At 55.4% G+C, this 22,609-nt stretch carries 17 protein-coding genes; 8 read left to right on the top strand and 9 right to left on the bottom strand.

Going from position 1 to position 22,609, the window contains the following annotated elements; genetic code table 11:
• Window positions 1-129: 129 nt before the first annotated feature.
• Genes upp through PG871_RS09730 form a run of 6 tightly spaced genes read right to left on the bottom strand, consistent with a single transcriptional unit; the run spans window position 130 to window position 5,774 of the window.
• Complete coding sequence (gene upp / locus PG871_RS09755; RefSeq protein WP_270730852.1) at window positions 130-762, bottom strand: uracil phosphoribosyltransferase; 633 nt, start codon at window positions 760-762, stop codon at window positions 130-132.
• Window positions 759-1,745: an adenosine deaminase gene (locus PG871_RS09750; protein WP_270728944.1), complete on the bottom strand. Its 987-nt coding sequence runs from the start codon at window positions 1,743-1,745 to the stop codon at window positions 759-761. The genes upp and PG871_RS09750 overlap by 4 nt, the downstream gene beginning before the upstream one ends.
• Entirely contained in the window at window positions 1,742-2,950 is a 1,209-nt protein-coding gene (locus PG871_RS09745) for a phosphopentomutase (RefSeq protein WP_270728943.1), read from the bottom strand. The genes PG871_RS09750 and PG871_RS09745 overlap by 4 nt, the downstream gene beginning before the upstream one ends.
• A complete protein-coding gene (locus tag PG871_RS09740) occupies window positions 2,950-4,254 on the bottom strand; it encodes a thymidine phosphorylase (RefSeq protein WP_270728942.1) in 1,305 nt (434 codons plus the stop codon). The genes PG871_RS09745 and PG871_RS09740 overlap by 1 nt, the downstream gene beginning before the upstream one ends.
• Window positions 4,255-4,269: 15 nt before the next feature.
• Window positions 4,270-4,677 (bottom strand): cytidine deaminase, encoded by a 408-nt coding sequence (locus tag PG871_RS09735; protein WP_270730851.1) that lies wholly within the window; start codon window positions 4,675-4,677, stop codon window positions 4,270-4,272.
• A gap of 8 nt (window positions 4,678-4,685) precedes the next feature.
• Window positions 4,686-5,774: a cupin domain-containing protein gene (locus tag PG871_RS09730; RefSeq protein WP_270728941.1), complete on the bottom strand. Its 1,089-nt coding sequence runs from the start codon at window positions 5,772-5,774 to the stop codon at window positions 4,686-4,688.
• Window positions 5,775-5,925: 151 nt separating this feature from the next.
• On the opposite strand from PG871_RS09730, the gene PG871_RS09725 reads away from it, so the two are divergent.
• Complete coding sequence (locus PG871_RS09725; protein WP_270728940.1) at window positions 5,926-8,205, top strand: NADP-dependent malic enzyme; 2,280 nt, start codon at window positions 5,926-5,928, stop codon at window positions 8,203-8,205.
• 60 nt (window positions 8,206-8,265) lie between these two features.
• Here the strand turns inward: PG871_RS09725 and PG871_RS09720 are convergent, their stop codons facing one another.
• Window positions 8,266-9,513, bottom strand: a complete 1,248-nt coding sequence (locus tag PG871_RS09720) for a hypothetical protein (protein WP_270728939.1) — start codon at window positions 9,511-9,513, stop codon at window positions 8,266-8,268.
• Window positions 9,514-9,805: 292 nt separating this feature from the next.
• On the opposite strand from PG871_RS09720, the gene prpE reads away from it, so the two are divergent.
• On the top strand, window positions 9,806-11,698 hold the full coding sequence (gene prpE / locus PG871_RS09715) for a propionate-CoA ligase PrpE (RefSeq protein ID WP_270728938.1): 1,893 nt from the start codon (window positions 9,806-9,808) through the stop codon (window positions 11,696-11,698).
• A gap of 399 nt (window positions 11,699-12,097) precedes the next feature.
• Here prpE and PG871_RS09710 read toward each other — a convergent pair whose 3' ends face one another.
• Window positions 12,098-13,423 (bottom strand): 3-deoxy-D-manno-octulosonic acid transferase, encoded by a 1,326-nt coding sequence (locus PG871_RS09710; RefSeq protein ID WP_270728937.1) that lies wholly within the window; start codon window positions 13,421-13,423, stop codon window positions 12,098-12,100.
• Complete coding sequence (locus tag PG871_RS09705) at window positions 13,420-14,652, bottom strand: 3-deoxy-D-manno-octulosonic acid transferase (RefSeq protein WP_270728935.1); 1,233 nt, start codon at window positions 14,650-14,652, stop codon at window positions 13,420-13,422. The genes PG871_RS09710 and PG871_RS09705 overlap by 4 nt, the downstream gene beginning before the upstream one ends.
• 959 nt (window positions 14,653-15,611) lie before the next feature.
• On the opposite strand from PG871_RS09705, the gene PG871_RS09700 reads away from it, so the two are divergent.
• The 6 genes from PG871_RS09700 (at window position 15,612) to PG871_RS09675 (ending at window position 22,564) form a co-directional block, all read left to right on the top strand.
• Window positions 15,612-16,643, top strand: coding sequence for a LacI family DNA-binding transcriptional regulator (locus tag PG871_RS09700; protein ID WP_270728934.1), 1,032 nt, complete (start codon window positions 15,612-15,614; stop codon window positions 16,641-16,643).
• A gap of 116 nt (window positions 16,644-16,759) precedes the next feature.
• Window positions 16,760-18,043 (top strand): ABC transporter substrate-binding protein, encoded by a 1,284-nt coding sequence (locus tag PG871_RS09695; protein ID WP_270728933.1) that lies wholly within the window; start codon window positions 16,760-16,762, stop codon window positions 18,041-18,043.
• 229 nt (window positions 18,044-18,272) lie between these two features.
• Window positions 18,273-19,148 (top strand): carbohydrate ABC transporter permease, encoded by an 876-nt coding sequence (locus tag PG871_RS09690; protein ID WP_443020485.1) that lies wholly within the window; start codon window positions 18,273-18,275, stop codon window positions 19,146-19,148.
• Window positions 19,149-19,159: 11 nt separating this feature from the next.
• Window positions 19,160-19,993: a carbohydrate ABC transporter permease gene (locus PG871_RS09685; RefSeq protein ID WP_270728931.1), complete on the top strand. Its 834-nt coding sequence runs from the start codon at window positions 19,160-19,162 to the stop codon at window positions 19,991-19,993.
• Window positions 19,994-20,002: 9 nt separating this feature from the next.
• Window positions 20,003-21,007, top strand: coding sequence for an ABC transporter ATP-binding protein (locus PG871_RS09680; RefSeq protein ID WP_270728930.1), 1,005 nt, complete (start codon window positions 20,003-20,005; stop codon window positions 21,005-21,007).
• Between the two features lie 33 nt (window positions 21,008-21,040).
• Entirely contained in the window at window positions 21,041-22,564 is a 1,524-nt protein-coding gene (locus PG871_RS09675) for a mannitol dehydrogenase family protein (protein WP_270728929.1), read from the top strand.
• Window positions 22,565-22,609: the final 45 nt, after the last annotated feature.

Below are 22,609 nucleotides of genomic sequence, written 5' to 3'. Positions count from 1 at the left end.
AGCCCAAAGATGCCACGATCACATTGACCGCGATGACTCTGGTCAGTTTCATTTTGCCCCCACAAGATGTAGGGGCAACATTGCCGGAAATATCTAGATGAGTAAACCGCTGAAATCGTTAAATTTGCTTCACTGTGTGCCAAACATCCGGTCGCCTGCGTCCCCCAAACCGGGAAGGATATAGCCTTTCTCGTTCAGCCGCTCATCAAGTGACGCTGTGACAATAGGCACATCGGGGTGCGCCTCTTTCATACGTGCCACCCCCTCTGGCGCCGCAAGAAGACACAAGAAGCGGATATTTTTGGCGCCCTGCTCTTTGAGCAGGTCAATCGCCGCCGCAGAAGAATTGCCAGTGGCAAGCATCGGATCGACAGCAATCACTAACCGCTCATCAAGCTCACCGGGCGCCTTGAAGTAATACTGCACAGGCTCCAGCGTTTCCTCATCGCGGTATAATCCAACAAAGCCCACACGAGCCGACGGCACCAGCTCCAACATTCCGTCCAACAAACCGTTACCGGCTCGTAAGATTGACACCAGTGCGAGTTTGCGCCCCGCCAGCGTTGGTGCATTCATTTCAACCATTGGCGTTTGGACTTTTTTTGTGGTCATGGGCAGTTCGCGCGTGACCTCATAGGCCAACAGTTGACTGATTTCGCGCAGCAATCGGCGAAACTCGCCCGTCGAGGTGGCCTGATCGCGCATAATCGTCAACTTGTGCTGCACCAGCGGGTGATCCACAACTGTCAAATGATCCATCAGGCGTGCTCCAATCTTTTTGCTACTTTGGCTCTGGTATCTGCGTCGCAGAAAGCTGCGTCAAGCGCGGTTTGGTTCAGCTCGGCAAAATCGCTCGCGTCCCAACCAAAGGCCTTGGCCAGTTCTTCGTATTCCCGTCGCATGGTGGTGTGGAAAAACGGCGGGTCGTCCGTGCTGACCGTGACCTTCACCCCCTGATCGCGCAATCTCTGGATTGGGTGGCTGGCAAAGTCCGGAAACAGGCCCAACACCACGTTCGACCCAGGACAAACCTCCAACGTGATCTGGCGAGCTACAAGCTCCTTGATCAATGCTGGGTCTTCAATCGCACGAACGCCATGACCGATGCGCTCGACGTTCAAATCCCGGATTGCGTCCCAGACGCTCTCTGGCCCGCCAAACTCCCCGGCATGGGTTGTCAATTGCAAACCCGCCTCTTTGGCCTGCGCGAAGGCATAGCTAAAATCACCCTGCGTGAACTGGCCTTCGTCACCCCCCATGCCAAAGCCAGTAATGAAACCGCCCGCGGTTTCCGCAGCACAAAGCGAGGAAGCTTTGGATTTTTCGACCCCGAAGTGGCGCACAGCCGTGACCACGCCCCGCAGCGTGATGCCATGTTTGGCCTCTGCCGCATCGGCCGCTTCCTGAATGGCAGCAAGATATTCCCGCCACGCGCCAACGTCGCCGCCACCACAAAAATCCGGGCTGATAAAGCTCTCGGTATAAACCACACCATTGGCGGCACTTTCTTCAAGAATGGCTGTGGTCAGCCGCGCAAACTCCTCCGGTCCGGTCAGAACCGAACTTGCTGCCTCATAGACGCTTAGGAAATGCACGAAATTTTCAAAGGCATAGCCGCCGTCGGCCGCGAAAACCTTGCTCAAGTCGGCATTCTTTTCATGCGCCAACTGTTTGATGAATGCTGGTGGTGCCGCGCCTTCGTGGTGCAGGTGCAATTCAATTTTTGGCAGATCAGCTACGCTCACAAAAAAGTCCTTCCGCGTGGAGGGGTCACCCCCAGATGTGTGGCAATCGTGGCCGCGACATCGATGAAATCGACAATCCCAACCTCTTTGGTTCCGGCTCCGGCACATAGCACAGGAACGCGTTCGCGCGTGTGGTCGGTGCCGGTCCAACTCGGGTCATTGCCGTGATCCGCGGTCAGGATCAAGAGGTCACCTTCCCGCATTTTGTCCATAAATGTGCCGATCTGCACGTCAAACCACTCCAGCGCTCGCGCGTAGCCTGAAATATCGCGCCGGTGGCCATAAAGACTGTCAAACTCGACAAAATTTGCGAAAGTTAGGCTACCGTCTTCGGCCTCGTCCGCCCACTTGTGCAAGTCCTTCATTAGCTTGGAGTCCGCACCTTTGGTGCAGTCATCGATACCCGCCATAGTGAAAATATCACCTATTTTCCCAACGCCATGCACTTTGCGGCCTGCGTCCTGCACCCAGTTCGTCAAAACCGGTTCTGGTGGGGCGATGGCGTAGTCGCGACGGTTCGTTGTTCGCGTAAACCCGTTTTTGTCATCGCCCACAAAGGGGCGTGCAATCACCCGCCCAATCTTCATTGCATGCAATGTCGGTGCCAAATCCCGACACAGTTTCAACAGCTTCTCAAGCCCAAAGTGGTCTTCATGGGCTGCAATCTGAAAAACGCTGTCTGCCGAGGTGTAACAAATTGGGTACCCTATCCGAATATGCTCTTCCGCCATCTCATTTATGATCACCGTGCCGGAGGCATGGCAGTTACCTAGAATTCCGTCCGCATCAGCAAGGCGGCACACCTGTGCCACAAGATCCGTGTCAAAACACGGGGTCTCTACTGGAAAGTAGCCCCAATCCCACGGCACCGGCACACCTGCCAATTCCCAGTGGCCAGACGGCGTGTCTTTGCCCGGGCTATGCTCCGTCGCGGCTCCCCAAACACCGGAAGGTGCTGCGTCCAATCCCGGCACAGTGGTGCCACCCGACAACCGCGTCGCAGCACCAAGGCCCAGCGCATCAAGGTTTGGCACTTTCAATGGTCCAGACCGGCCCTCTTCGGCTTTGCCCGCTGCACAAGCCTGCGCGATGTGGGCCAGTGTGTTTGATCCCGTATCAGGCACCGAACCGTTAAAAAACTGCCCGGCATCGGGGGCCCCGCCGCAACCGACGGAATCCATCACCACCAAAAACGCCCGTGTCATTAGCGGTTCCTCTCATGCACAAGCGGTGGGATATCGGTTTTTTCATCATAAAGGGCAATCGCAGATAACACCGCTGCCTCAGCGGCATCCGCCTTGTCCTCGCGGCCGGCGTGCAATCGCAACAACGTATCCCCTGCCTCAACTCGAGTCCCTAACCGCACAACCTCGGAAAACCCGACAGCAGGGTCAATCACATCACTTTCTACTTGGCGCCCGCCACCTAGGCCAACAACGGCCAAGCCCAGCGCCTCGCCGTCAATCGCGCCAACATAGCCTGTACGGGGGGCTTTTACGGCTCGGATCACAGACGCTTCCGGCAGGAAGCGCCGCCATTCCTCAACAAATTTGACAGGCCCACCATGCGCAGCCACCATCCCTCCAAACGCCTCCGCGGCACGACCACTGGCCAACGCCTCAACCATCTGCGCTACGCCGGCCTCGACATCCGCCGCCAGCCCCGCATTCGCCAGCAACACGCCGCCTAACGACACGCTCAACTCGGCCACTGGCCCGCCTGTGTTGCCGGTCAGTACTTCCATACAAGTTGCGACTTCAAGCGCATTACCCAGTGCCGGCGCAAGCGGCTGGTTCATGTCCGAAATAACGGCGCTCGTCGGGCACCCCGCCAAATTGGCGGTACTCACCAACGACTCTGCCAACGCCTCTGCGTCTTCGAGTGTTTTCATAAACGCACCAGAGCCAACTTTCACGTCCAACACCAGTCCCTGCAACCCCGCGGCCAGTTTCTTGGACAAAATCGACGCCGTGATCAGGTCCAGGCTTTCTACCGTACCAGTCACATCCCGAATTGCATAAAGGCGCTTGTCCGCTGGTGCGATGTCGGCGGTCGCGCTGACAATAGACACGCCGCATTCCCGAACCACTTGGGTAAACCGCGTCTCATCCAATCCGGTCTGATAACCAGGAATGGCTTCCAATTTGTCCAACGTGCCGCCTGTGTGGCCAAGTCCGCGCCCAGAAACCATTGGCACATATGCGCCACACGCGGCCAAGGCAGGCGCCAGTACAAGACTGACGCAATCTCCGACGCCACCCGTGGAGTGTTTGTCCAACACCGGTCCGGGCAAATCCCAGGCCATCGTGTCTCCACTGTCGCGCATCGCCAATGTCAGCGCCACGCGGCCCTCTTCGCTCAGCCCGCGCAAACAAACGCCCATGGCGAAAGCCCCGGCCTGAGCATCACTAACCGCGCCGTCAGCAAGACCGCGAGCGAACCACGCCAACTCCTCGCTGCTAGGGGACTCACCTCGCCTCAACTCGGCAATAATCGCGCGCGCGTCCATTGTGGATCTCCTACTTTAATCCCGGTCTTTATGGTGGGCGTCCATATGATCTGCGCCAAAGGCGCCGGGCAACAACTCTGCCATGGTCATACTTACCCGCACACCATCCAGATTTGCCAACGTGACCACAGCAGTGCCATCGGCAAACTCCGCCAGCTTTTGTCTACAACCACCGCAGGGGCTAACGGGCTCTTTGCTGTCTGCGACCACAAACACCTCGGCAAGACGTGTTTCCCCTGCGGCGACCATTGCAGCGATTGCGCCGGCCTCCGCACACGTGCCTTCTGGATAAGCGATGTTCTCCACGTTGCAGCCGGAATAAACCACTCCACTGACGGAGCGCACGGCGGCCCCCACCTTGAAGTTTGAATACGGCGCATAAGCATGCTCACGTACCGCAAACGCTGCCTTGTCCAGTTGAATATCTGCACTCATTGATCTGTCACTTTCGTCTCAAACGCCCCGGGCAGCGTAACTTCGAGAAATTCGATGTCTGCGCTCGGCTCAGCGTAGCGGGTTTTCATTCCAGGCGGGATGACAAAGGCATCACCGGCTACCAAAGCAAAGGGATCACGCCCCTCGCCTTGCAAAATCATCGAGCCCTTCATCACAAAGGTAAAGTGGATATCAGCGTCATGCTGCGCCCACTGCGGTGTGCCTGTCCCGCGCCGGATCACCTGCACCCCGGCAACGTCTTTGGTGTTGGTTGCGATCGTCGTGTCGCGGCACTCAAAGCCTGGCAAACTGAAATCGCCCCACGCGGCCCCTTCGGCCAGATTGTGCACAAACCGCTGCCCGTCCCATTCCCGATCAGGTCTGTCGTGCGGCGTGGGCAAAGCCATCTCGTGATCAATTTCGGTCACATGATCGGCGGGAACCCCAATCTCAATCACCTGCAGATCGTCACTGGCCGCACAAACGCGGTGGCGGATTTCCGGCGGCTGAATAAAACAGTCGCCCGCATTCAAACGCCGAAGTCCACCTTGATCTTCGTACAGAACATCGACCCACCCGTTGACGCAAAAGATCAGCTGAAAACCAACTTTGTGATAATGCACCATGTCTGGCACGGGCCCACCGTCTGGAATTCGGATGTGGCTGGCAATCATTGCCCCGCCCAACCGGTCTGGCACCAGATCCCGGTAATGCATCCCTGCGCGACCAATCACCCACGGCGCCTGGTCGGCAAGACGCCTCACGACAAACGAATGCTGCACTTTCGGTAAAACCAGCGGCGGGTTGAGTTCGGCGATCTCCACATTTGTACCATTCGGCGCCGTCAATTGCCTCGCGCCCCCGGCAAATTCGCCTGGGTTATCTGTCAGGATACGGATACCTCCGGACCCCTCAGGCGCATTCTTCTCTATTCGCAACCGCAGTCCATGGCCGGAAAACACGGCCACAGTCGGGTCATCCGCCGGATAAATCATATCCATCCGCATTTTCAGCGTATTGGTGTAAAAAGGGATATCGTCCCGCAGCTCCTCGGTCGAGAGACGCACCTCCGCCTGTATGTCCAAATCCAACACTCCCTTACGTCATTCGACAAAGAATAAACCAAATGGTCAAATTAACAATATACTGCCGTTGCGTCAGGATTGCCCATTTTCACCGCTGCAAAACTAGTTTAAGGCTGAACTATCTCCAAAAATCCTGACCGAGGTATCTCGAATGTCCGACAACCGCACCCAATCTCTCCGCGATGCGGCCTTGTTCTACCACGCAAATCCCAAACCGGGTAAGCTTGAAATTCGCGCCACCAAACCATTGGCCAATGGCCGTGATCTGTCTCGCGCCTATTCCCCCGGCGTGGCCGAAGCCTGCCTTGAGATCAAAGAAGACCCCGCCAACGCAGCACTTTACACCTCACGCCAAAATTTGGTCGCTGTGGTCTCTAACGGCACCGCGGTACTGGGCCTAGGCAATATTGGCGCGCTGGCGTCCAAACCGGTGATGGAAGGAAAGGCGGTTCTGTTTAAAAAATTCGCCAATATCGACTGTTTTGACATCGAACTGGACGAAAAAGACCCCGAAAAGCTGGCAGACATTGTTTGCGCAATGGGACCAACCTTTGGCGCCATCAACCTCGAGGACATTAAGGCGCCGGACTGTTTTATCGTCGAAAAACTCTGCCGTGAACGTATGAACATCCCGGTCTTCCACGACGACCAACACGGCACTGCCATTGTGGTTGGCGCCGCCGCAACCAACGCACTACAGGTCGCAGGTAAGAAATTCGAAGACATCAAGATTGTCTCTACCGGCGGTGGCGCAGCGGGCATCGCCTGCCTGAACATGCTTCTCAAACTTGGTGTGAAACGCGAAAATGTATGGCTGTGTGACATTCACGGCCTGGTCCACGAAGGTCGGGTCGAAGACATGAACCCGCAAAAGGCGGAATTTGCCCAGAAAACCAATCTCCGAACACTTGATGACGTAGTGGACAACGCGGATATGTTCCTTGGTCTTTCTGGTCCCGGCGTTCTCAAGCCTGAACATGTAGCGCGGATGACGTCCCGCCCAATTGTCTTTGCATTGGCCAACCCCACGCCCGAAATCATGCCAGATGAGGCCCGCAAAGTCGCCCCTGATGCGATCATCGCCACTGGCCGATCCGATTTTCCAAATCAGGTCAACAACGTCCTCTGTTTTCCCTTTATCTTCCGCGGCGCGTTGGATGTGGGCGCAACTGAGATCAACGACGAGATGTGCGTCGCCTGCGTCAACGGTATTGCCGAATTGGCCCGCGCCACCACCTCTGCTGAAGCTGCCGCTGCCTACAAAGGCGAACAGCTCACATTTGGCGCTGACTATTTGATCCCAAAACCGTTTGATCCACGTCTCGTGGGTGTTGTTTCCGCCGCGGTTGCCAGCGCGGCCATGAAATCTGGCGTCGCCAAACGCCCGATCAAAGATCTTGACGCCTACACACACAAACTCAATCAATCCGTTTTTAAATCCGCGCTTCTTATGCGACCTGTTTTTGAAGCCGCACGCAACGCTGCACGCCGTATCGTTTTTGCCGAAGGTGAAGACGAACGTGTACTACGTGCGGCTCAGGCGATACTTGAAGAAACCACCGAAACACCAATTCTGATTGGCCGTCCTGAGGTGATTGCGGCCCGCTGCGAACGCGCCGGTCTCACCATCCGTCCCGGCACAGATTTGCAGATCGTGAACCCCGAAAATGACCCACGCTATTTTGACTATTGGAACAGCTATCACGAGCTGATGGAACGTGAAGGTGTCACACCCGATCTGGCCAAGGCCATCATGCGCACCAACACCACGGCGATCGGGGCGATCATGGTACACCGAGAAGAAGCGGACAGCCTGATCTGCGGCACTTTCGGCGAATATCGCTGGCACCTGAACTATGTGCAGCAAATGCTGGGCAACGCGCACCGCGCGCCGGATGGCGCATTGTCTCTGATGATCCTCGAAGATGGTCCGTTGTTCATCGCCGACACTCAAGTACACGAATTGCCTAGCCCCGAACATATTGCCCGTATTGTCGAAGGTGCTGCTCGCCATGTGCGCCGTTTTGGCCTGGAGCCTAACATTGCGCTCTGCTCGCAAAGCCAGTTCGGCAACCACCGTGAAGGCTCCGGAAAACGCCTGCGCGAGGCTCTGGCGATCCTCGACAGCCGTCCACGCGATTTCTCATATGAAGGCGAAATGAACGTCGACACCGCGCTTGACCCAGACCTGCGCGCCCGCATCTTTCCTCGTACACGTCTCGAGGGGGCGGCCAATGTGCTTGTCTTTGCCCATGCTGACGCTGCCTCTGCAGTGCGCAACATCCTGAAAATGCGTGCTGACGCTCTCGAAGTCGGTCCGATCCTGATGGGTATGGGCAATAAGGCCCACATTGTCAGCCAGTCCATAACCGCGCGTGGCTTGCTCAACATGGCTGCCATCGCCGGTACGCCGGTCACGCACTATGGCTAAAGCGCGAAACGCCCTCCCGATTATGTGGAGGGCGTCCAATCACCGGCAGTGACCTTGCGGCTATTTAGCAGGCTGTGGCCCGTCCATCTGCAAGTCTTCCCGCAGTTTTTTGTCTTTGCTTGGCCGCCAGATGAACTGATCCAACACATAGTGATGCATCTGGAAACCCAGCGTAAGCATCACATAAAACGCGATCCACGTGGTCCCGCCGATTTCAAGTTGATCACCCCAAACTGGCCCTGAAGAACAGACCTTGATCCGCCCTATCAGGCACCCAAGCCCCCAAACCGGCAGCGATATCGTGGCTATCGCAAAGGCCAAATAGATCCAGAAATTCCGCGACAACTTGGCCGCAAATCCATAGGTTTTCTCGGCCTTCTCCGGATTACTGCCATAGCGGTTCTCATTGTAAAACCACACGATCGCCAGATATTGCACGTCGTGATAAATCGTCACAATCATCGTGAACACCAAAAGGCCGGTGAACAGCAGGTGGTCGGAATAGCACATGTAAAGATGCAGCGGCAGAACAGCAGCCAAAAACGCAAGCTTGGGTAGTGCAATTCTTTCTCCGCGCATCACGCGCTGAACTTGCCTCAACGCGAACACACTCAGCAGCGCCACAACGATCAAAATCGTCGCCAGAACCACCCAAAGTTCCCATTGAAGCGCAGAGACATAGTCAAACCACCCCTGCCCGGCCTCACGATCCGGAAAAGTCAGACGACCCTCAAGTCCAACGCGTCGCCGCGCACCGCCATGTCGCGCCAAGAATGCAACAAACGGCACCAGCAAACAGCCATAGAGCACCCAACTGTCAATCCGCGCATCTTTGGTGCCGGTTTCGCCGTTCACTCGGTGATACAGGCGCAAAATACCATAATGTTGGCGCGTGACATGCCAATAGGCCCAAAGGCTGACCATGATCATGAAACCATACCACGGAGTTTTCCAGAACGGTGCGCCCAGCCCCTGCAGACCGTAGGACAAAATCAGTGCCGCCGGCCCAATCAAAAACACGCCAAGCGACAAGATCAACAGTCGCGGCATTTGTTTGCGAGCAGCCCTGTCCAGATAGGTTCGGCTGTAGGTGGCGAAGAAGTGCGGCGTGTCCAGCACGATCACCCAGATCAGCCAAACCAATATCATATTCCAGCCCATGACCAGATACATGCCAAACACAACCCAGCCCGCCAGAACCGAGCCAATTAAAAAAATAAGATCTCTCCGCGCACTGAACACCCAGTTCATTTTAAAAAACCGGCTGAGCCCAGCCCCGTGGATTGGTTGCAAATTGATGTCTGTCATAAGCCTTCCCCGAATTGCCCAAACAATGACGCGTGCGCCTTAAACCTGTCAACAGCGCGGCTCAGAATTTCGTGATGATTCGCACGGACACAACCACAGCATTTGCAACTTTGCAAAAACCCGCGGCGCGCTTTGCGCTCAAGCCCTACAACAGGGAGGTTTGCAAAACTTTGCAGGACAACATCGCAAACTCTGCAAATTTCCTGCGATAATCTGACACGGGGTCTCGTGCGCCTCTTGCCGCAACGGCACTCGCTCCCCTATGCCTAGAACAAGGAAGAGGAGGACAACCATGTCGTACAAAGACGTCTACCAGAGCTGGGAAAACGATCACGAGGGCTTTTGGCTTGAGGCCGCGAGCTACATTGATTGGGATAAAGCCCCCAGCAAGGCCCTGACCGACAAAGGCAACGGCCTGTACGAGTGGTTCTCCGACAGCATGGGCAACACCTGCCACAACGCCGTAGACCGGCACGTCGAGGCCGGGCGCGGCGATCAGACCGCGATCATCTACGACAGCCCGATCACCGGCAAAAAGGGCAACGTATCCTTTTCCGAGCTGCGCGATCAAGTGGCCTCTCTCGCAGGTGGCCTCGCCGCGAAAGGCGTGGCCAAAGGCGACCGCGTCATCATCTATATGCCGATGGTGCCGGAGGCGCTGGTCGCGATGCTGGCTTGCGCCCGCCTTGGCGCGATTCACTCTGTGGTGTTCGGCGGTTTTGCATCAAACGAACTGGCTGTGCGTATTGATGATGCCACCCCAAAGGCGATCATCGCCGCTTCCTGCGGGCTGGAGCCGGGTCGGGTTGTGCACTACAAGCCTCTTGTCGACGGCGCGATTGAACTTGCAACGCACAAGCCGGAACTCTGTGTGATCTTCCAACGCGACGAAGAGTACGCCGAACTGAACCAAAGCCGCGATGTTGACTGGCACGATTTCCAGAAACACACGCCCGAAGCCGACTGTGTTCCGGTCGAAGGAAACCACCCGCTCTATATCCTTTATACCTCCGGCACCACTGGCGCCCCCAAGGGTGTGATCCGCGCCTCTGCAGGCCATATGGTGGCCCTCTATTGGACGATGGAAAAGATTTACAACGTCAAGCCGGGCGATGTCTTCTGGGCAGCCTCTGATGTGGGCTGGGTCGTAGGTCACAGCTACATTTGCTACGGTCCGTTGCTTCACGGAAACACCACCATCGTATTCGAAGGCAAACCCGTGGGCACACCGGACGCCGGCACCTTCTGGCGTGTGATCGAAGAACACAAGGTGCGGAGCTTCTTTACCGCCCCCACGGCGATCCGCGCAGTAAAACGCGAAGATCCGACCGGCAACCTGATCAAGGACTACGATCTATCAAACCTCGGCGCTCTCTTCCTTGCGGGTGAACGCGCAGACCCAGATACCATCCAGTGGGCATTTGACCATCTGAAGGTGCCCGTGGTGGATCACTGGTGGCAGACCGAAACCGGCTTCGCCATCGCCGCGAACCCGCTAGGCGTCGAAGAGATTCCGGTCAAGATCGGTAGTCCCTCCAAACCCATGCCAGGCTATGACGTGCAGATTCTCGACGAAGGTGGCAACCAGATGGGTCCAAACGAACTTGGTGCCATTGCCATCAAACTACCGTTGCCACCCGGCACACTACCGGGCCTTTGGAACGCCGAAGACCGTTTCCGGAAAAGCTACCTCACCACTTTCCCCGGCTACTATGAAACCGGTGATGCCGGCATGATCGACGAAGACGGCTACCTTTACATCATGGCCCGCACCGACGATGTGATCAACGTCGCCGGCCACCGCCTATCTACAGGAGGAATGGAAGAGGTTCTGGCAGGCCACCCAGACGTGGCAGAATGCGCAGTGATTGGTGTCGCAGATCAGCTTAAAGGCCAGATGCCGGTGGGGTTCCTCTGCTTGAACGCGGGAGCCGACCGAGACCACGGCGATGTTGTGTCAGAAGTGGTGAAACTGGTGCGTGAGAAGATAGGACCCGTTGCGGCCTTCAAAATGGCAGTGGTCGTTGACCGGCTACCCAAGACCCGCTCCGGCAAAATCCTACGCGGCACGATGGTCAACATAGCCGATGGCACGAAATGGAAAATGCCGGCAACGATCGACGATCCTGCCATTTTGGACGAAATCACCGTGGCGTTGAAAAGCATCGGCTACGCAGGCGCCTAGTGCGGCAGTTCTCACTCTTCCAAGCTCATTGGGCGGCGTCTTTGATGCCGCCCAATGAGTCCGTCGTCGGTTGGCCGATGCCGTCAATCTCACCTGCGCCACGGTTTCAATCACAGCGTTGGGTCAGGCTACTCTCCTGGAAAGTCGGAGGAGCGCCAATAACAGTGCCACTCGGACAGGCTTCGTGCACTGGCCTTTGCGGAGCGTTCAGGTGGTGAAATCTGACAAAAATTCGGTCAAAACCATCGGCCATTAGCAAGGGCGTCTTGGTCGGCGCTTGAGCCTTGTTGAATTGACCAGACGTCCGACTCCGTAACTCTTGCAACTACAGTATCTTCCGGCCTCAAACGCCCTGTCAGTGGGCACATTCAGATCAGCCGTTTCCAATGGTTTCTCTCTTCACTCGGACCGGATCGCAACCGCATCGATGCCAGCCAGAGTGCGCGCACTCGCGCCACGATGCTCGCCGACAAAGGCCGAAAGCTCTTCTAGACTAGTATTTTCCTCAGAAAGAATAGCGGACATCATGTCTGCGGGATTGGCAAAGCTGCGCGCAATGCCCGCGGCTTCGGCCTCCACAAATGGAAACTCTATCGGCCACGTGTATGGGCCGACAAAAACCGGCTTTCCAACCGCCAAGGGCTCAATGATGTTGTGGGCTCCGCGCTCATTGTATCCACCACCAACAATAACTTTGTCGGCCAGCGAGAGGTAGAAATACATTTCTCCCAAGCTGTCCCCCAAAAGTACATCAATGTCCGAAGTCCACGAGTCCGGCAGACAGGCCAGGCCTTCTGGACTCGCAGTGAACGCCTCGGAGCGCCGGCAAACGTTTAACCCAGCGCGCTCTAGACCGTCTCCGACCCCATCAAACCTTTCCGGTGCGCGTGGCACGTAAACGAAAAGAGGCGCCGTCATGCCACTCCGCTGCGCCTGGTCTTTCAGGCTGAGGATCATTTCGCGGTAAAGGTCTTCTTCATCAGCCACACCGCTGGCGATCGTGACGACTTGGCGATCCGGCACCGGAAATGCCTGCCGTAAAGTCGAAGCCGCTTCGGTCAGGTCATGTGGAATCGGCTGATCGAAGCGCAGCTCTCCGGTTACAACAATATTCTGCAATCCGATGGACTCGAAGCGATCTTTTTGCACGTCAGATTTCACAAAAGCCCCCGCGCAGCTGGCAATAATTTTCTGCCTGACACGAAGCCCACGGTCATCACGCGCCATTGGCTGGAGACCGTATTGGGCGTTGCAGAGATAGAGCGGCACATTGGCCTTACGCATAGTGTCAATCATCGCTGGCCAGACTTCGACCTCCAGTGGCAGACAAATACGAGGATGACATGCCTTTATGAGCCGACGATGGCACCACCTCATGTCGAACGGCACCCAAATAACTGCAAGTTGGCCCGTCGCAATTTCCTTGGCGAACTGTTTTTCCGCGTCCCGACGTCCAGCCGGAGTGAAGTTGGTCACCAAAACCGTGTCGCCTCTTTCAAGTGCAGCACGGATCAAAGCAATGCCAGAGCGAACTTCGCCGAGGCTCACCGCGTGCACCCAGATCGGATTCTGCGGAAGGGCGGATTTATAGAACCCGAAACGTTGGGCAATGTTCTGTCTGTAAATCGGGTCTTTGCGTCCTCGCATATAGAGGTAGAGCAAAACCAAAGGCAACAAAGTGGCCCACAGAACCCTGTAAATCAGCATGAAAATCTTCAATATCATGGGGTTGGACCTATCAGAGAAAAAAGTTTGTCAGAAAGTGGGACAAGGGCTGCACGCGCCTCAGCAACGAGTTGCGCGGCATGTGAGTTTTCTTTCTTGTTTTGAACTGAATCGGAAGTGGCCTTCGCCACAAATTCTGCGATCAGCTCAGCAGCATCTTCACTTTCGGGAACCAGTCGGGTGACGCCTGCTTTTGCCAACTCTTGATAATCGGCGGCAAAGTTTTGAGTGGCCGGTCCATGCAAAACCGAGAGCCCGAAGCAAGCTGGCTCCCATGGGTTGTGCCCGCCTAGGCCACCGAACGAGGCGCCAACGAAAGCAATTTCCGCCTGCTGATACCAAAGCCCGAGTTCTCCAAAGGTGTCGGCAAGATAAACTGCCGTTTCTGGTGCCAGTTGCTCCCCTTTACTTCGCTGAACGCAACTCAAACCATTCGCACCGGCCATTTCAAGAATGGACACGGCGCGATCCGGCACGCGAGGAACCAAAACGAGCAACGGCGCGTCGCCTCCCATTTTCAACAACGCTTGAGCCGCAAGCACTTTCGCCTCGTCGGCCACGTGTGTCGAGGCCGCAACCCATATTTTCCGGGATCCAATGACGCTTCGGAAACGGCCCAATTCTACCTTGTCGACGCGAAGTGGTTCGGCCGCGGGTTTGAGCGATGTGGAAACCTGAGGCGCGGCGGCACCTAACAGAGCCAAATACTCAGCTGAATCGCGATCCTGAGCGGTGACGACGGCGAATTCAGGAAGCAGGGCGCGATAAATACCCTTCATTTTTCGACGGTTTGCATAGCTCTTTTTATTTATGCGCGCATTGATATAGGCCAATGGAATGCCTCTTCGCGCGGTGTCGTAAATCGCTCCGGGCCAAAAATCCTGCTCAGACCAGATCGAAAGAGATGGTCTCCAATGATCCAGAAAACGACCTACAAATTTGGGCCCATCCAAAGGCAGGAACTGATGTATTGCATTGGGGGGTAAGTTGTCGCCGATCACTTTGGCCGAAGACCGCGCGGTTGACGTTATTACAAAGTGGAGGTCGGGCGACCGTCGGTGCAACTCGTTCAGCAAAGGTCGCAAGGCAAGTACTTCGCCTAACCCGACGGCATGAACCCAAACAATGGTTCCATCCGGACGAGGCGCTTTTGTCTGACCAAACTTTTCGCCGCTTCGCGTGGCATCATCTTTGCCGCTCGCTATCCGACGGCGAACGATCAAACGCATCAAGGGCTGTAGTAAAGGTCGCAAGAGCAGATATGTTCCAAGCTGCGCGCCGGTTTTCATGCGTCGCGGCATCAATGCGTCGCCCACTTACTGGAGGCCGGAGGCCAAGAGCCAATGTTTGTGGTGATTTGTTGTGGATCAAGCTTTTTCGACCACCAGCCTTCCAGTCGGGCACAGCCCTCGCCTTCACCGTGGGAAGCAATCGCTTTTGCGTGGGTCACAGTTCGAAGAACGTGCAGAAACAGCCGCCTAACAATAACCGCATTTGAATCGCCAGAAGGGTTCGGTGCGCGTTGATCTGACTGCAATTCAGCCCCCCCCGGCAAGACCGCCTCACTCAAGATAGTAGTCAGTTTTTTGACGAGGCTTTGCGGCGAGAGCTTTGGCATTGCGTATTATCGTCCCTACAATTTGAATGTGGTGGTGGCCGTTATGAACTGACATCCGTTTTAGGACGCAGGCGGTAGAAATCATAGTGGTCGTCTGTTGAGTTGGGTGGTTAAGCAATCGCACTTGATGGGCCCCATCGTTAGGGCTCGGGTCGAATTCTCGGGACCAAGCATCGATCCTGCCCCCTGAGGTTGGACTGCCTTCAGGGCGAAATCTTGAGCCTACATGAAATGCCGGCCTGTGCTTCTCAAGGTCAAAATCACCGATGTGTATCGCCTATTTCGTGACATTCTCCATCTACGTCGAATTGCGACTGTATTCTTTCTCGGGGTCTAACGGCCGAATAGATTTCCAATAAAACTGCGCCAGACCTTAGTGATTGCCGGCAACAAACCCGACATTACGTCTGCATAAACCGCATCACCAAAATGCATTTGTTAACAAAATTAATCACTTACCCACGAAAACCTAACGCGCGCAAACTTTGCTGTTAACTTGGCCCGGTACTGCATAGTTTGTCAGAGTGAGGAGCCTCTGGTGTGAAAAACGAGCGAAGGGTGTGCGGACGGATGACAGAACCTAAAATCAAAAACATGGAAGAATTCGCCGCTGTCAGCGGTATTTCTCGCCCAACGCTATCCAAATATTTCAACGATCCTTCAAGCGTGCGTAGGTCGACAAGAACACGTATTGAAAGCGCTCTGGAAAAATTTGACTACCAACCGAATTTCTATGCCATGAACCAAAACCGCCGGCTGACCAAAAATATCGGCATAGTCATACCATATATGGCCGACCCGTTTTTTGCTGAAATTGCCCGCAACGTTGAAAACCTTGTTCTGGACGCCGGATATCGCCCGATTTTGCTCGGCTCACACGGTGATCCGGAGCAGGAAATCGAGAACCTTGAAAACTTGCGCGTGATAAAACCTGCTGGTGTCTTGTTGGCCCCCTTGGGGCGGGTTTCGGATCCGGATCGGCTGAGTGCTTTTTGCGCGGATGTGCCGACTGTGCTCTTTGACGCCAATATCGAAAACGTCGGCGAGGCCTTTGTCGGGTCTGATAACATGCAGAGTATCGGCCTGATGGTCGACTATCTTTGCGAGACTGGTGAGCCGCCAGCGTTTTTTGAAATGAAATCCCCCTCAAACCCAAACGCACTTAAGCGACGGAGCGCCTATGTGTATGCAATGGAGCGTCTTGGCCACGCGCCGCTTCTGCTTCAGGCACCCGGCGAAGGATGGGATTTCGAAGACATTGGTTTTCAAGAAGGTTCACGCGTTATCTCAGAGAGAAATCTGCCGTCTGACACCATTCTTTGCAGTAATGACCGTTTGGCCATCGGGTTTCTTTCTGCGGCCTATCAGCTTGGACTTCGGGTCGGATCGGGCGCGGAAAGCGCGCTGCGAGTGGCCGGTCACGACGACCATCCGTTCTCGCGATACACTTGCCCAACACTGACCACGATTGCGCAAGATTACGAGGCGATTGCGCGCAAAAGTGCGCAGACGCTTTTTGGGATGATCGAGTCGAATGCGCGGCCAGTTAGTCGAATCGAAACCGTGTTTGACGGAAATTTGGTGCGAAGAGGGTCCGCTTAGTCATTGATTTAGAAAGTAAATATTAATTAAGTTTACGCGCGTTAAATTTTGATTGACGCGAGGAGAGATTCGGCTGTAGCGTTTTAGGGCAACATCCAACCATTGGGAGGAAACGGATGTCCTTGAAGAATACAATTCGGGCGGCGACCGCTCTCTCGCTGATTTCAGCGGGCGGCGCATACGCTGAAAGCCTGACAATTGCGATTGTTAACAACGGTCACATGATCAACATGCAAAAAGTCGCTGAAGCCTATACTGCCGATACGGGTATTGAGCTTGAGTGGGTTTCGCTGGAAGAAGGTGTGCTACGCGAACAAGTCACATCAGACACTGCGACCGGTGGTGGTCAGTATGACATCATCAACATCGGCATGCAGGAAGCCCCAATTTGGGGTGCTGCAGGTTGGATCGAGCCACTGGAATTTGGCGCCGATTATGACATCGATGACATGCTGCCCGCGATGCGCAACGGCCTGTCCCACGAAGGCACGCTTTATGCGGCGCCATTTTATGGCGAAAGCTCGATGGTCATGTACCGCAAGGACCTGACCGATGCGGCCGGTGTTTCGATTGCAGACAACGACAGCTGGGACAACGTCAAAGCGGCAGCGGCGGCTATTCACAACCCAGACGCTGGTGTCTACGGCGCCTGCCTGCGCGGCAAGCCGGGCTGGGGCGACAACATGGCGTTCATCACCACTGTCGTGAACTCTTTCGGCGGCGCGTGGTTTGACGCAGATTACAAACCCACCATCAACAGCGACGAGTGGAAAGCAGCAATCAATTTCTATGTTGATCTGCTCGGCAACTATGGCCCCCCCGGTTCTGAGGGTAACTCGTTCAACGAAATCCTCGCGCTTTACAACGAAGGCAAATGCGGCATGTGGATTGACGCCACAATCGCGGCATCCTTCCTTGAAGTTGACGGTGTCGCCTACGCACAGTCGCCAAACGCAGGAAACCCTGTTGGTGCGAACTGGCTCTGGGCTTGGGCAATGGCTGTACCAGCGGGTTCGCCAAACTCCGAGGCAGCACATGCCTTTATCGAGTGGGCCACATCCAAGGCCTATATCAAAGCCGTTGCCGACCATCCGGACTTTGGCTGGGGCTCGGTTCCAACCGGCACACGTGCTTCGACCTACGCCTACCCTGAATTCCAGGCGGTTGCTGGTTTTGCCGCAGCTGAAATGGCTGCGATTGAATCTGCGGCACCTGCCGCAACAGACCTGAAGCCATACGTTGGCGTTCAGTTTGCGGCGATCCCAGAGTTCCCAGAAGTGGGCTCTGCCGTGGCACAGGAAATGGCAGCCGCGCTGTCTGGTGCGAAATCGGTAGACGATGCGCTTGCTGCTTCGCAAGCCGCAGCAGACGCGATCATGCGCGAAGCTGGCTACTACTGATCCCCCTTGGTGGGGCCCGTCACGACGGGCCTCACCATCCCGACCCTGCCCAAGACGCAGCGTCGCTTGTTTTACAAAGCCAATCTGGCAACACTCTTATCCGAACAACAGCAACTTACTTTGGACAGGCTGAACGGGACCCTCGTTTCGCCAGGAGGATAGACTTATGTCTAAGAGAACACTTCCGAGATTGTTGCAATCTCCCGCGGTCCTGCTGCTTCTGGTTTGGATGTTGGTCCCATTAGGGATGACGCTCTACTTTTCTTTCATCCGCTATGTACTGAACAGCTTGCGCCGTCCGGAATGGACCAAGCCAAGCCTCAGCAACTGGCGAGGCTTTGGTAACTATGAGTTCGTAATGAGCTCCAAGGATTTCTGGTTCGCCATTCAAAACAGTCTGTTCATCGTATGCAGCATTTTGTTTGCGACCGTCATTCTGGGTATTTTGATTGCCATCCTAATCAACAGAGTTTTCCCCGGTCGCGGCATCGTGCGGGTGCTGTTAATCTCCCCGTTTTTTGTCATGCCAGCGGTCAACGCAGTGTTGTGGATCAACATGATACTCGATCCGGTACTAGGCCTGAATGGGCTGGCCGTGGCGGGCATCAACGACCTTGTCGCAAGTTTGCAGAGTGCGCCGTTGGTGGGAGGATTCTTCTCCCTCTGGCCGGAATTTGAGCCCATCTCGTTCCGCGCTACTCAAACATCGGCCTATGCCGTGATCATGATGGTAACGTGGCAATGGACGCCTTTTGCGGTCCTGATCTTCATGACTTCACTACAATCTGAGGATCAGCAACAGAAAGAAGCCGCAGTGCTGGATGGTGCTGGCGTTTGGTCACAATTCCGGTTTCTGACGCTGCCACATCTTGGCCGCCCAATTGCGATTGTGGTCATGATTCAGGCGATTTTTCACCTGTCGCTTTACGCCGAAATCGAGATTGTCAGCCGCGGCAACGGCAACAAAAACTTGCCTTACCTAATTGGTGAATTCGCCAACAACAACATTGGCGCCGCCAGCGCCACCGGCATCTTTGCCGTCATTCTCGCCAACATCGTCGCGATCTTCTTGCTGCGCATGGTTGGCAAGACGTTGATGGAATAGAGGAGAAGATTATGGCCATTGTTGCACCTCCCTCAAAATTTGGAAAAGTTGGGCGCCCCGTGTTGGCGTGGGCTGTCGGGCTGATGTTCTTTTTCCCGATCTTCTGGATGATTTTGACAAGTTTCAAAACCGATGCAGACGCGGTGAAGCCAGAATTCCTGTTTGTTTTCAAACCAACGTTGGAAAACTACCTCAATATGACCGAGAACTACGACTATTGGCGCTTTGCCAAGAACTCGGTCATCACCGCTGTCGCCGCGACGCTGTTCACCTTGTTTATCGGCATTCCTTGCGCCTATGCGATGGCGTTCAATCCCAGCCGCGCGACCAAAGACGTGCTGATGTGGATGCTGTCGACCAAGATGCTGCCAGCCGCTGCTGTGCTCTATCCAATGACGTTTCTCACCAAGTCGCTCGGGCTGTTTGACACGCATTTTCTGGTGATCTTGGTACTGAGCCTCATCAACCTGCCAATTGTAGTGTGGATGCTATTTACCTACTTCAAGGAGATCCCCAAAGACATCATCGAGGCCGGTCAAATGGACGGCGTCAACACTTGGGGCGAATTCAAAGAAATCCTCGTGCCGCTGGCGTGGGGGGGCATCGTCTCTACTGCGCTGCTGTGCTTCATCTTCTGCTGGAACGAAGCCTATTGGACTGTCCGTCTCACCACCACTGATGCGGCGACACTCTCCAAGCTGATCGAAGGCAATCGTGCACCCGAAGGCTTGTTCTTTGGCCGGTTGTCTGCGGTTTCGGCCGCGGCTGTGGGCCCGATCATCATCCTCGGATGGTTCTGTCAGAAACAATTGGTCCAAGGCTTGACCTTTGGCGCTGTGAAATAAGGAAAAATCATGGGACGCATTGTGCTTGATAAGGTCAGCAAGAAATTTGGGGATGTCGAAGTCATCCCGCCGCTAGACCTGACAATTGAAGACGGAGAGTTTGCGGTATTTGTCGGCCCTTCTGGATGCGGAAAGTCCACGCTGCTGCGCCTGATTGCCGGACTCGAAGAAGTCACCTCCGGCGACGTGATCATTGACGAGGAAGTGGTTACACAGGTGCCCCCGTCCAAGCGGGGACTGGCGATGGTTTTCCAATCATACGCGCTCTACCCGCACATGTCGGTGCGCAAAAATATTGCCTTTCCGATGCGTATGGCCAAGGTTGACGCCGCTGAACAAGAACGCCGGATTGAAGCCGCTGCAAAGGCGCTAAACCTGACCGATTACCTAGATCGCAAACCCGGCCAACTGTCCGGCGGGCAACGCCAGCGGGTGGCCATCGGACGCGCGATTGTGCGCGACCCCTCGGCGTTTTTGTTTGACGAGCCGCTCTCCAATCTGGATGCCGCTCTCCGTGTCGGAATGCGCCTTGAAATCAGCGAAATGCACGAACGGCTGCAGACCACAATGATCTATGTGACCCACGACCAAATCGAAGCCATGACGATGGCCGACAAAATCGTGGTGTTGCAGGCCGGTGTGATCGAACAAGTCGGCAGCCCGCTTGAGCTTTACAATGCGCCTTGCAACCGGTTTGTCGCCGGCTTTATCGGCTCCCCCACCATGAACTTTTTAGAAGGCGCTGAGGCCGCAAAACATGGCGCACATTCCATTGGCGTTCGTCCAGAACACATTGCTATATCGACCACCGACGGCACATGGAAAGCCACTGTTGGCGTCGCCGAGCATCTGGGTTCCGACACGTTCTTGTATGTGCATCCAGACGGAGGCGGTGAAGCTATGACTGTGCGCGTGGATGGCGAGTTTGCAGCACGCCACGGCGACACTGTGTATCTCACGCCAACCGCGGAAAAAATCCACCGTTTTAACGACAACGGGCTGCGCATCACATGATAGCTATTACCCAAATCAAGGCGCAGGTTGGCCATGGCTAATCCACTGGACAATCCGACCGTTGGATCAACACCTGTTGCGCTCTCAAATGCGACGTTGGATTCTCTGCCTGCGGACGTGGCAAGGCCAACTTACGATCGAACCTCGCTAACGCCGGGCATCGTACATATCGGTGTGGGTAATTTTCACCGTGCTCATCAAGCATGGTATTTACATCGCCTGATGCAACAAGGGCTGGCGCTTGATTGGGCCATTATCGGCGCAGGAGTACGTCCTCAAGACGCGTCGATGCGCGAGCGTCTATTGGCACAGGATTGCTTGTCATCGCTGATCGAACTTGCCCCCCAAGGCACCTCCGCCGAAGTGATCGGATCGATGATCAACTTTTTGCCGATCGAGGAAGGCAACGGTGCGCTGATCTCCGCTATGGCTGACCCACGTATCCGGATTGTTTCGCTGACCGTGACCGAAGGTGGGTATTTCATTGATCCCGCCACTGGAGAATTTGACGCCGATCATGCCGACATACAACATGACGCCCGACATCCGGCTACGCCACGAACGGTTTTTGGTGCCATTGTCGCCGCCCTAAATCTTAGACGAGAGGCCGGGATTGGACCGTTTTCCGTGCAAAGCTGCGACAACCTCCAAGGTAACGGCATGATTTCACGCAAAGCCGTCACCACGCTGGCCGAACTTTCGAACCCCGCATTGGCACGATGGATTGAGACCGAAGGGTCGTTTCCCAACTCTATGGTCGACTGCATCGTGCCAGCAACTGGCCCCAAGGAGCTAGCCCTCGCGCAAAGTTTTGGCATCAACGACGCCGCGCCTGTGACCCATGAAAACTATCGCCAGTGGGTCATCGAAGACGATTTTTGCGCCGGTCGGCCGAATTGGGACAATGTCGGCGCGACGCTCACAAGCGACGTGCATAATTTTGAGGCGATGAAAATCCGCATCCTGAATGCCGGCCATCAAGTATTGGCCAATGCGGGTGAGCTTTTGTCGGTCAAAACAATCGCAGACTGCATGGGGCACCCTGTGATTTCCGCCTTTTTCAACAAGGTGCAATACAGCGAAATTGTGCCATATGTTTCTCCGGTGCCGGGCCTGCACCCTCAGGACTATGTCGCTAACATATCCACTCGTTTTTCTAACCCGCAAGTGCGGGACACAACCCGACGGGTGGCCTTTGACGGATCATCCAGACACACTGGTTTTGTTTTACCAACCCTACGGGATGCTTTAGCCGCCGGAGGTGCCATCGACGGGCTTAGCTTGGTCGAAGCCTTGTGGGCCCGCATGTGTATGGGGACACGCGAAGACGGAACTGAAATCACCCCCAATGACCCCTTCTGGACGGAGCTGACTGCGGTTGCCACAACTGCACGCGGATCGCCACAATCCTGGCTTAGACAAAGTCACATCTACGGCGATCTGGCTGAGAACCGACGATTTTCCAATGCTTTTGAATTCTGGCTCACCCAGATCTACAACTCCGGTAGCGAAACCGCGATCGCAGCATATTTAGAGGGCTCCTACAGCACGCATTGACTTTGTAAAATGCCATAGCGGCGGACGACCAACGATCGAAGACGG

Origin of the sequence: Shimia sp. Alg240-R146 (genome assembly GCF_947331465.1) — a bacterium.
In the GTDB taxonomy this organism is placed as follows: Bacteria; Pseudomonadota; Alphaproteobacteria; order Rhodobacterales; family Rhodobacteraceae; genus Shimia.
This window is presented reverse-complemented; position numbering and strand designations above follow the sequence as displayed.

Excerpts from the sequence above, each read along its gene's own strand:
- PG871_RS09710 (WP_270728937.1), bottom strand. The coding sequence starts at position 13,423 with ATGATATTGAAGATTTTCATGCTGATTTACAGGGTTCTGTGGGCCACT.
- PG871_RS09725 (WP_270728940.1), top strand. The coding sequence starts at position 5,926 with ATGTCCGACAACCGCACCCAATCTCTCCGCGATGCGGCCTTGTTCTAC.
- PG871_RS09690 (WP_443020485.1), top strand. The coding sequence starts at position 18,273 with ATGTTGGTCCCATTAGGGATGACGCTCTACTTTTCTTTCATCCGCTAT.
- PG871_RS09685 (WP_270728931.1), top strand. The coding sequence starts at position 19,160 with ATGGCCATTGTTGCACCTCCCTCAAAATTTGGAAAAGTTGGGCGCCCC.
- prpE (WP_270728938.1), top strand. The coding sequence starts at position 9,806 with ATGTCGTACAAAGACGTCTACCAGAGCTGGGAAAACGATCACGAGGGC.
- PG871_RS09700 (WP_270728934.1), top strand. The coding sequence starts at position 15,612 with ATGACAGAACCTAAAATCAAAAACATGGAAGAATTCGCCGCTGTCAGC.
- PG871_RS09675 (WP_270728929.1), top strand. The coding sequence starts at position 21,041 with ATGGCTAATCCACTGGACAATCCGACCGTTGGATCAACACCTGTTGCG.
- PG871_RS09745 (WP_270728943.1), bottom strand. The coding sequence starts at position 2,950 with ATGACACGGGCGTTTTTGGTGGTGATGGATTCCGTCGGTTGCGGCGGG.
- PG871_RS09695 (WP_270728933.1), top strand. The coding sequence starts at position 16,760 with ATGTCCTTGAAGAATACAATTCGGGCGGCGACCGCTCTCTCGCTGATT.
- PG871_RS09705 (WP_270728935.1), bottom strand. The coding sequence starts at position 14,652 with ATGCGTTTGATCGTTCGCCGTCGGATAGCGAGCGGCAAAGATGATGCC.
- PG871_RS09680 (WP_270728930.1), top strand. The coding sequence starts at position 20,003 with ATGGGACGCATTGTGCTTGATAAGGTCAGCAAGAAATTTGGGGATGTC.
- PG871_RS09720 (WP_270728939.1), bottom strand. The coding sequence starts at position 9,513 with ATGACAGACATCAATTTGCAACCAATCCACGGGGCTGGGCTCAGCCGG.
- PG871_RS09740 (WP_270728942.1), bottom strand. The coding sequence starts at position 4,254 with ATGGACGCGCGCGCGATTATTGCCGAGTTGAGGCGAGGTGAGTCCCCT.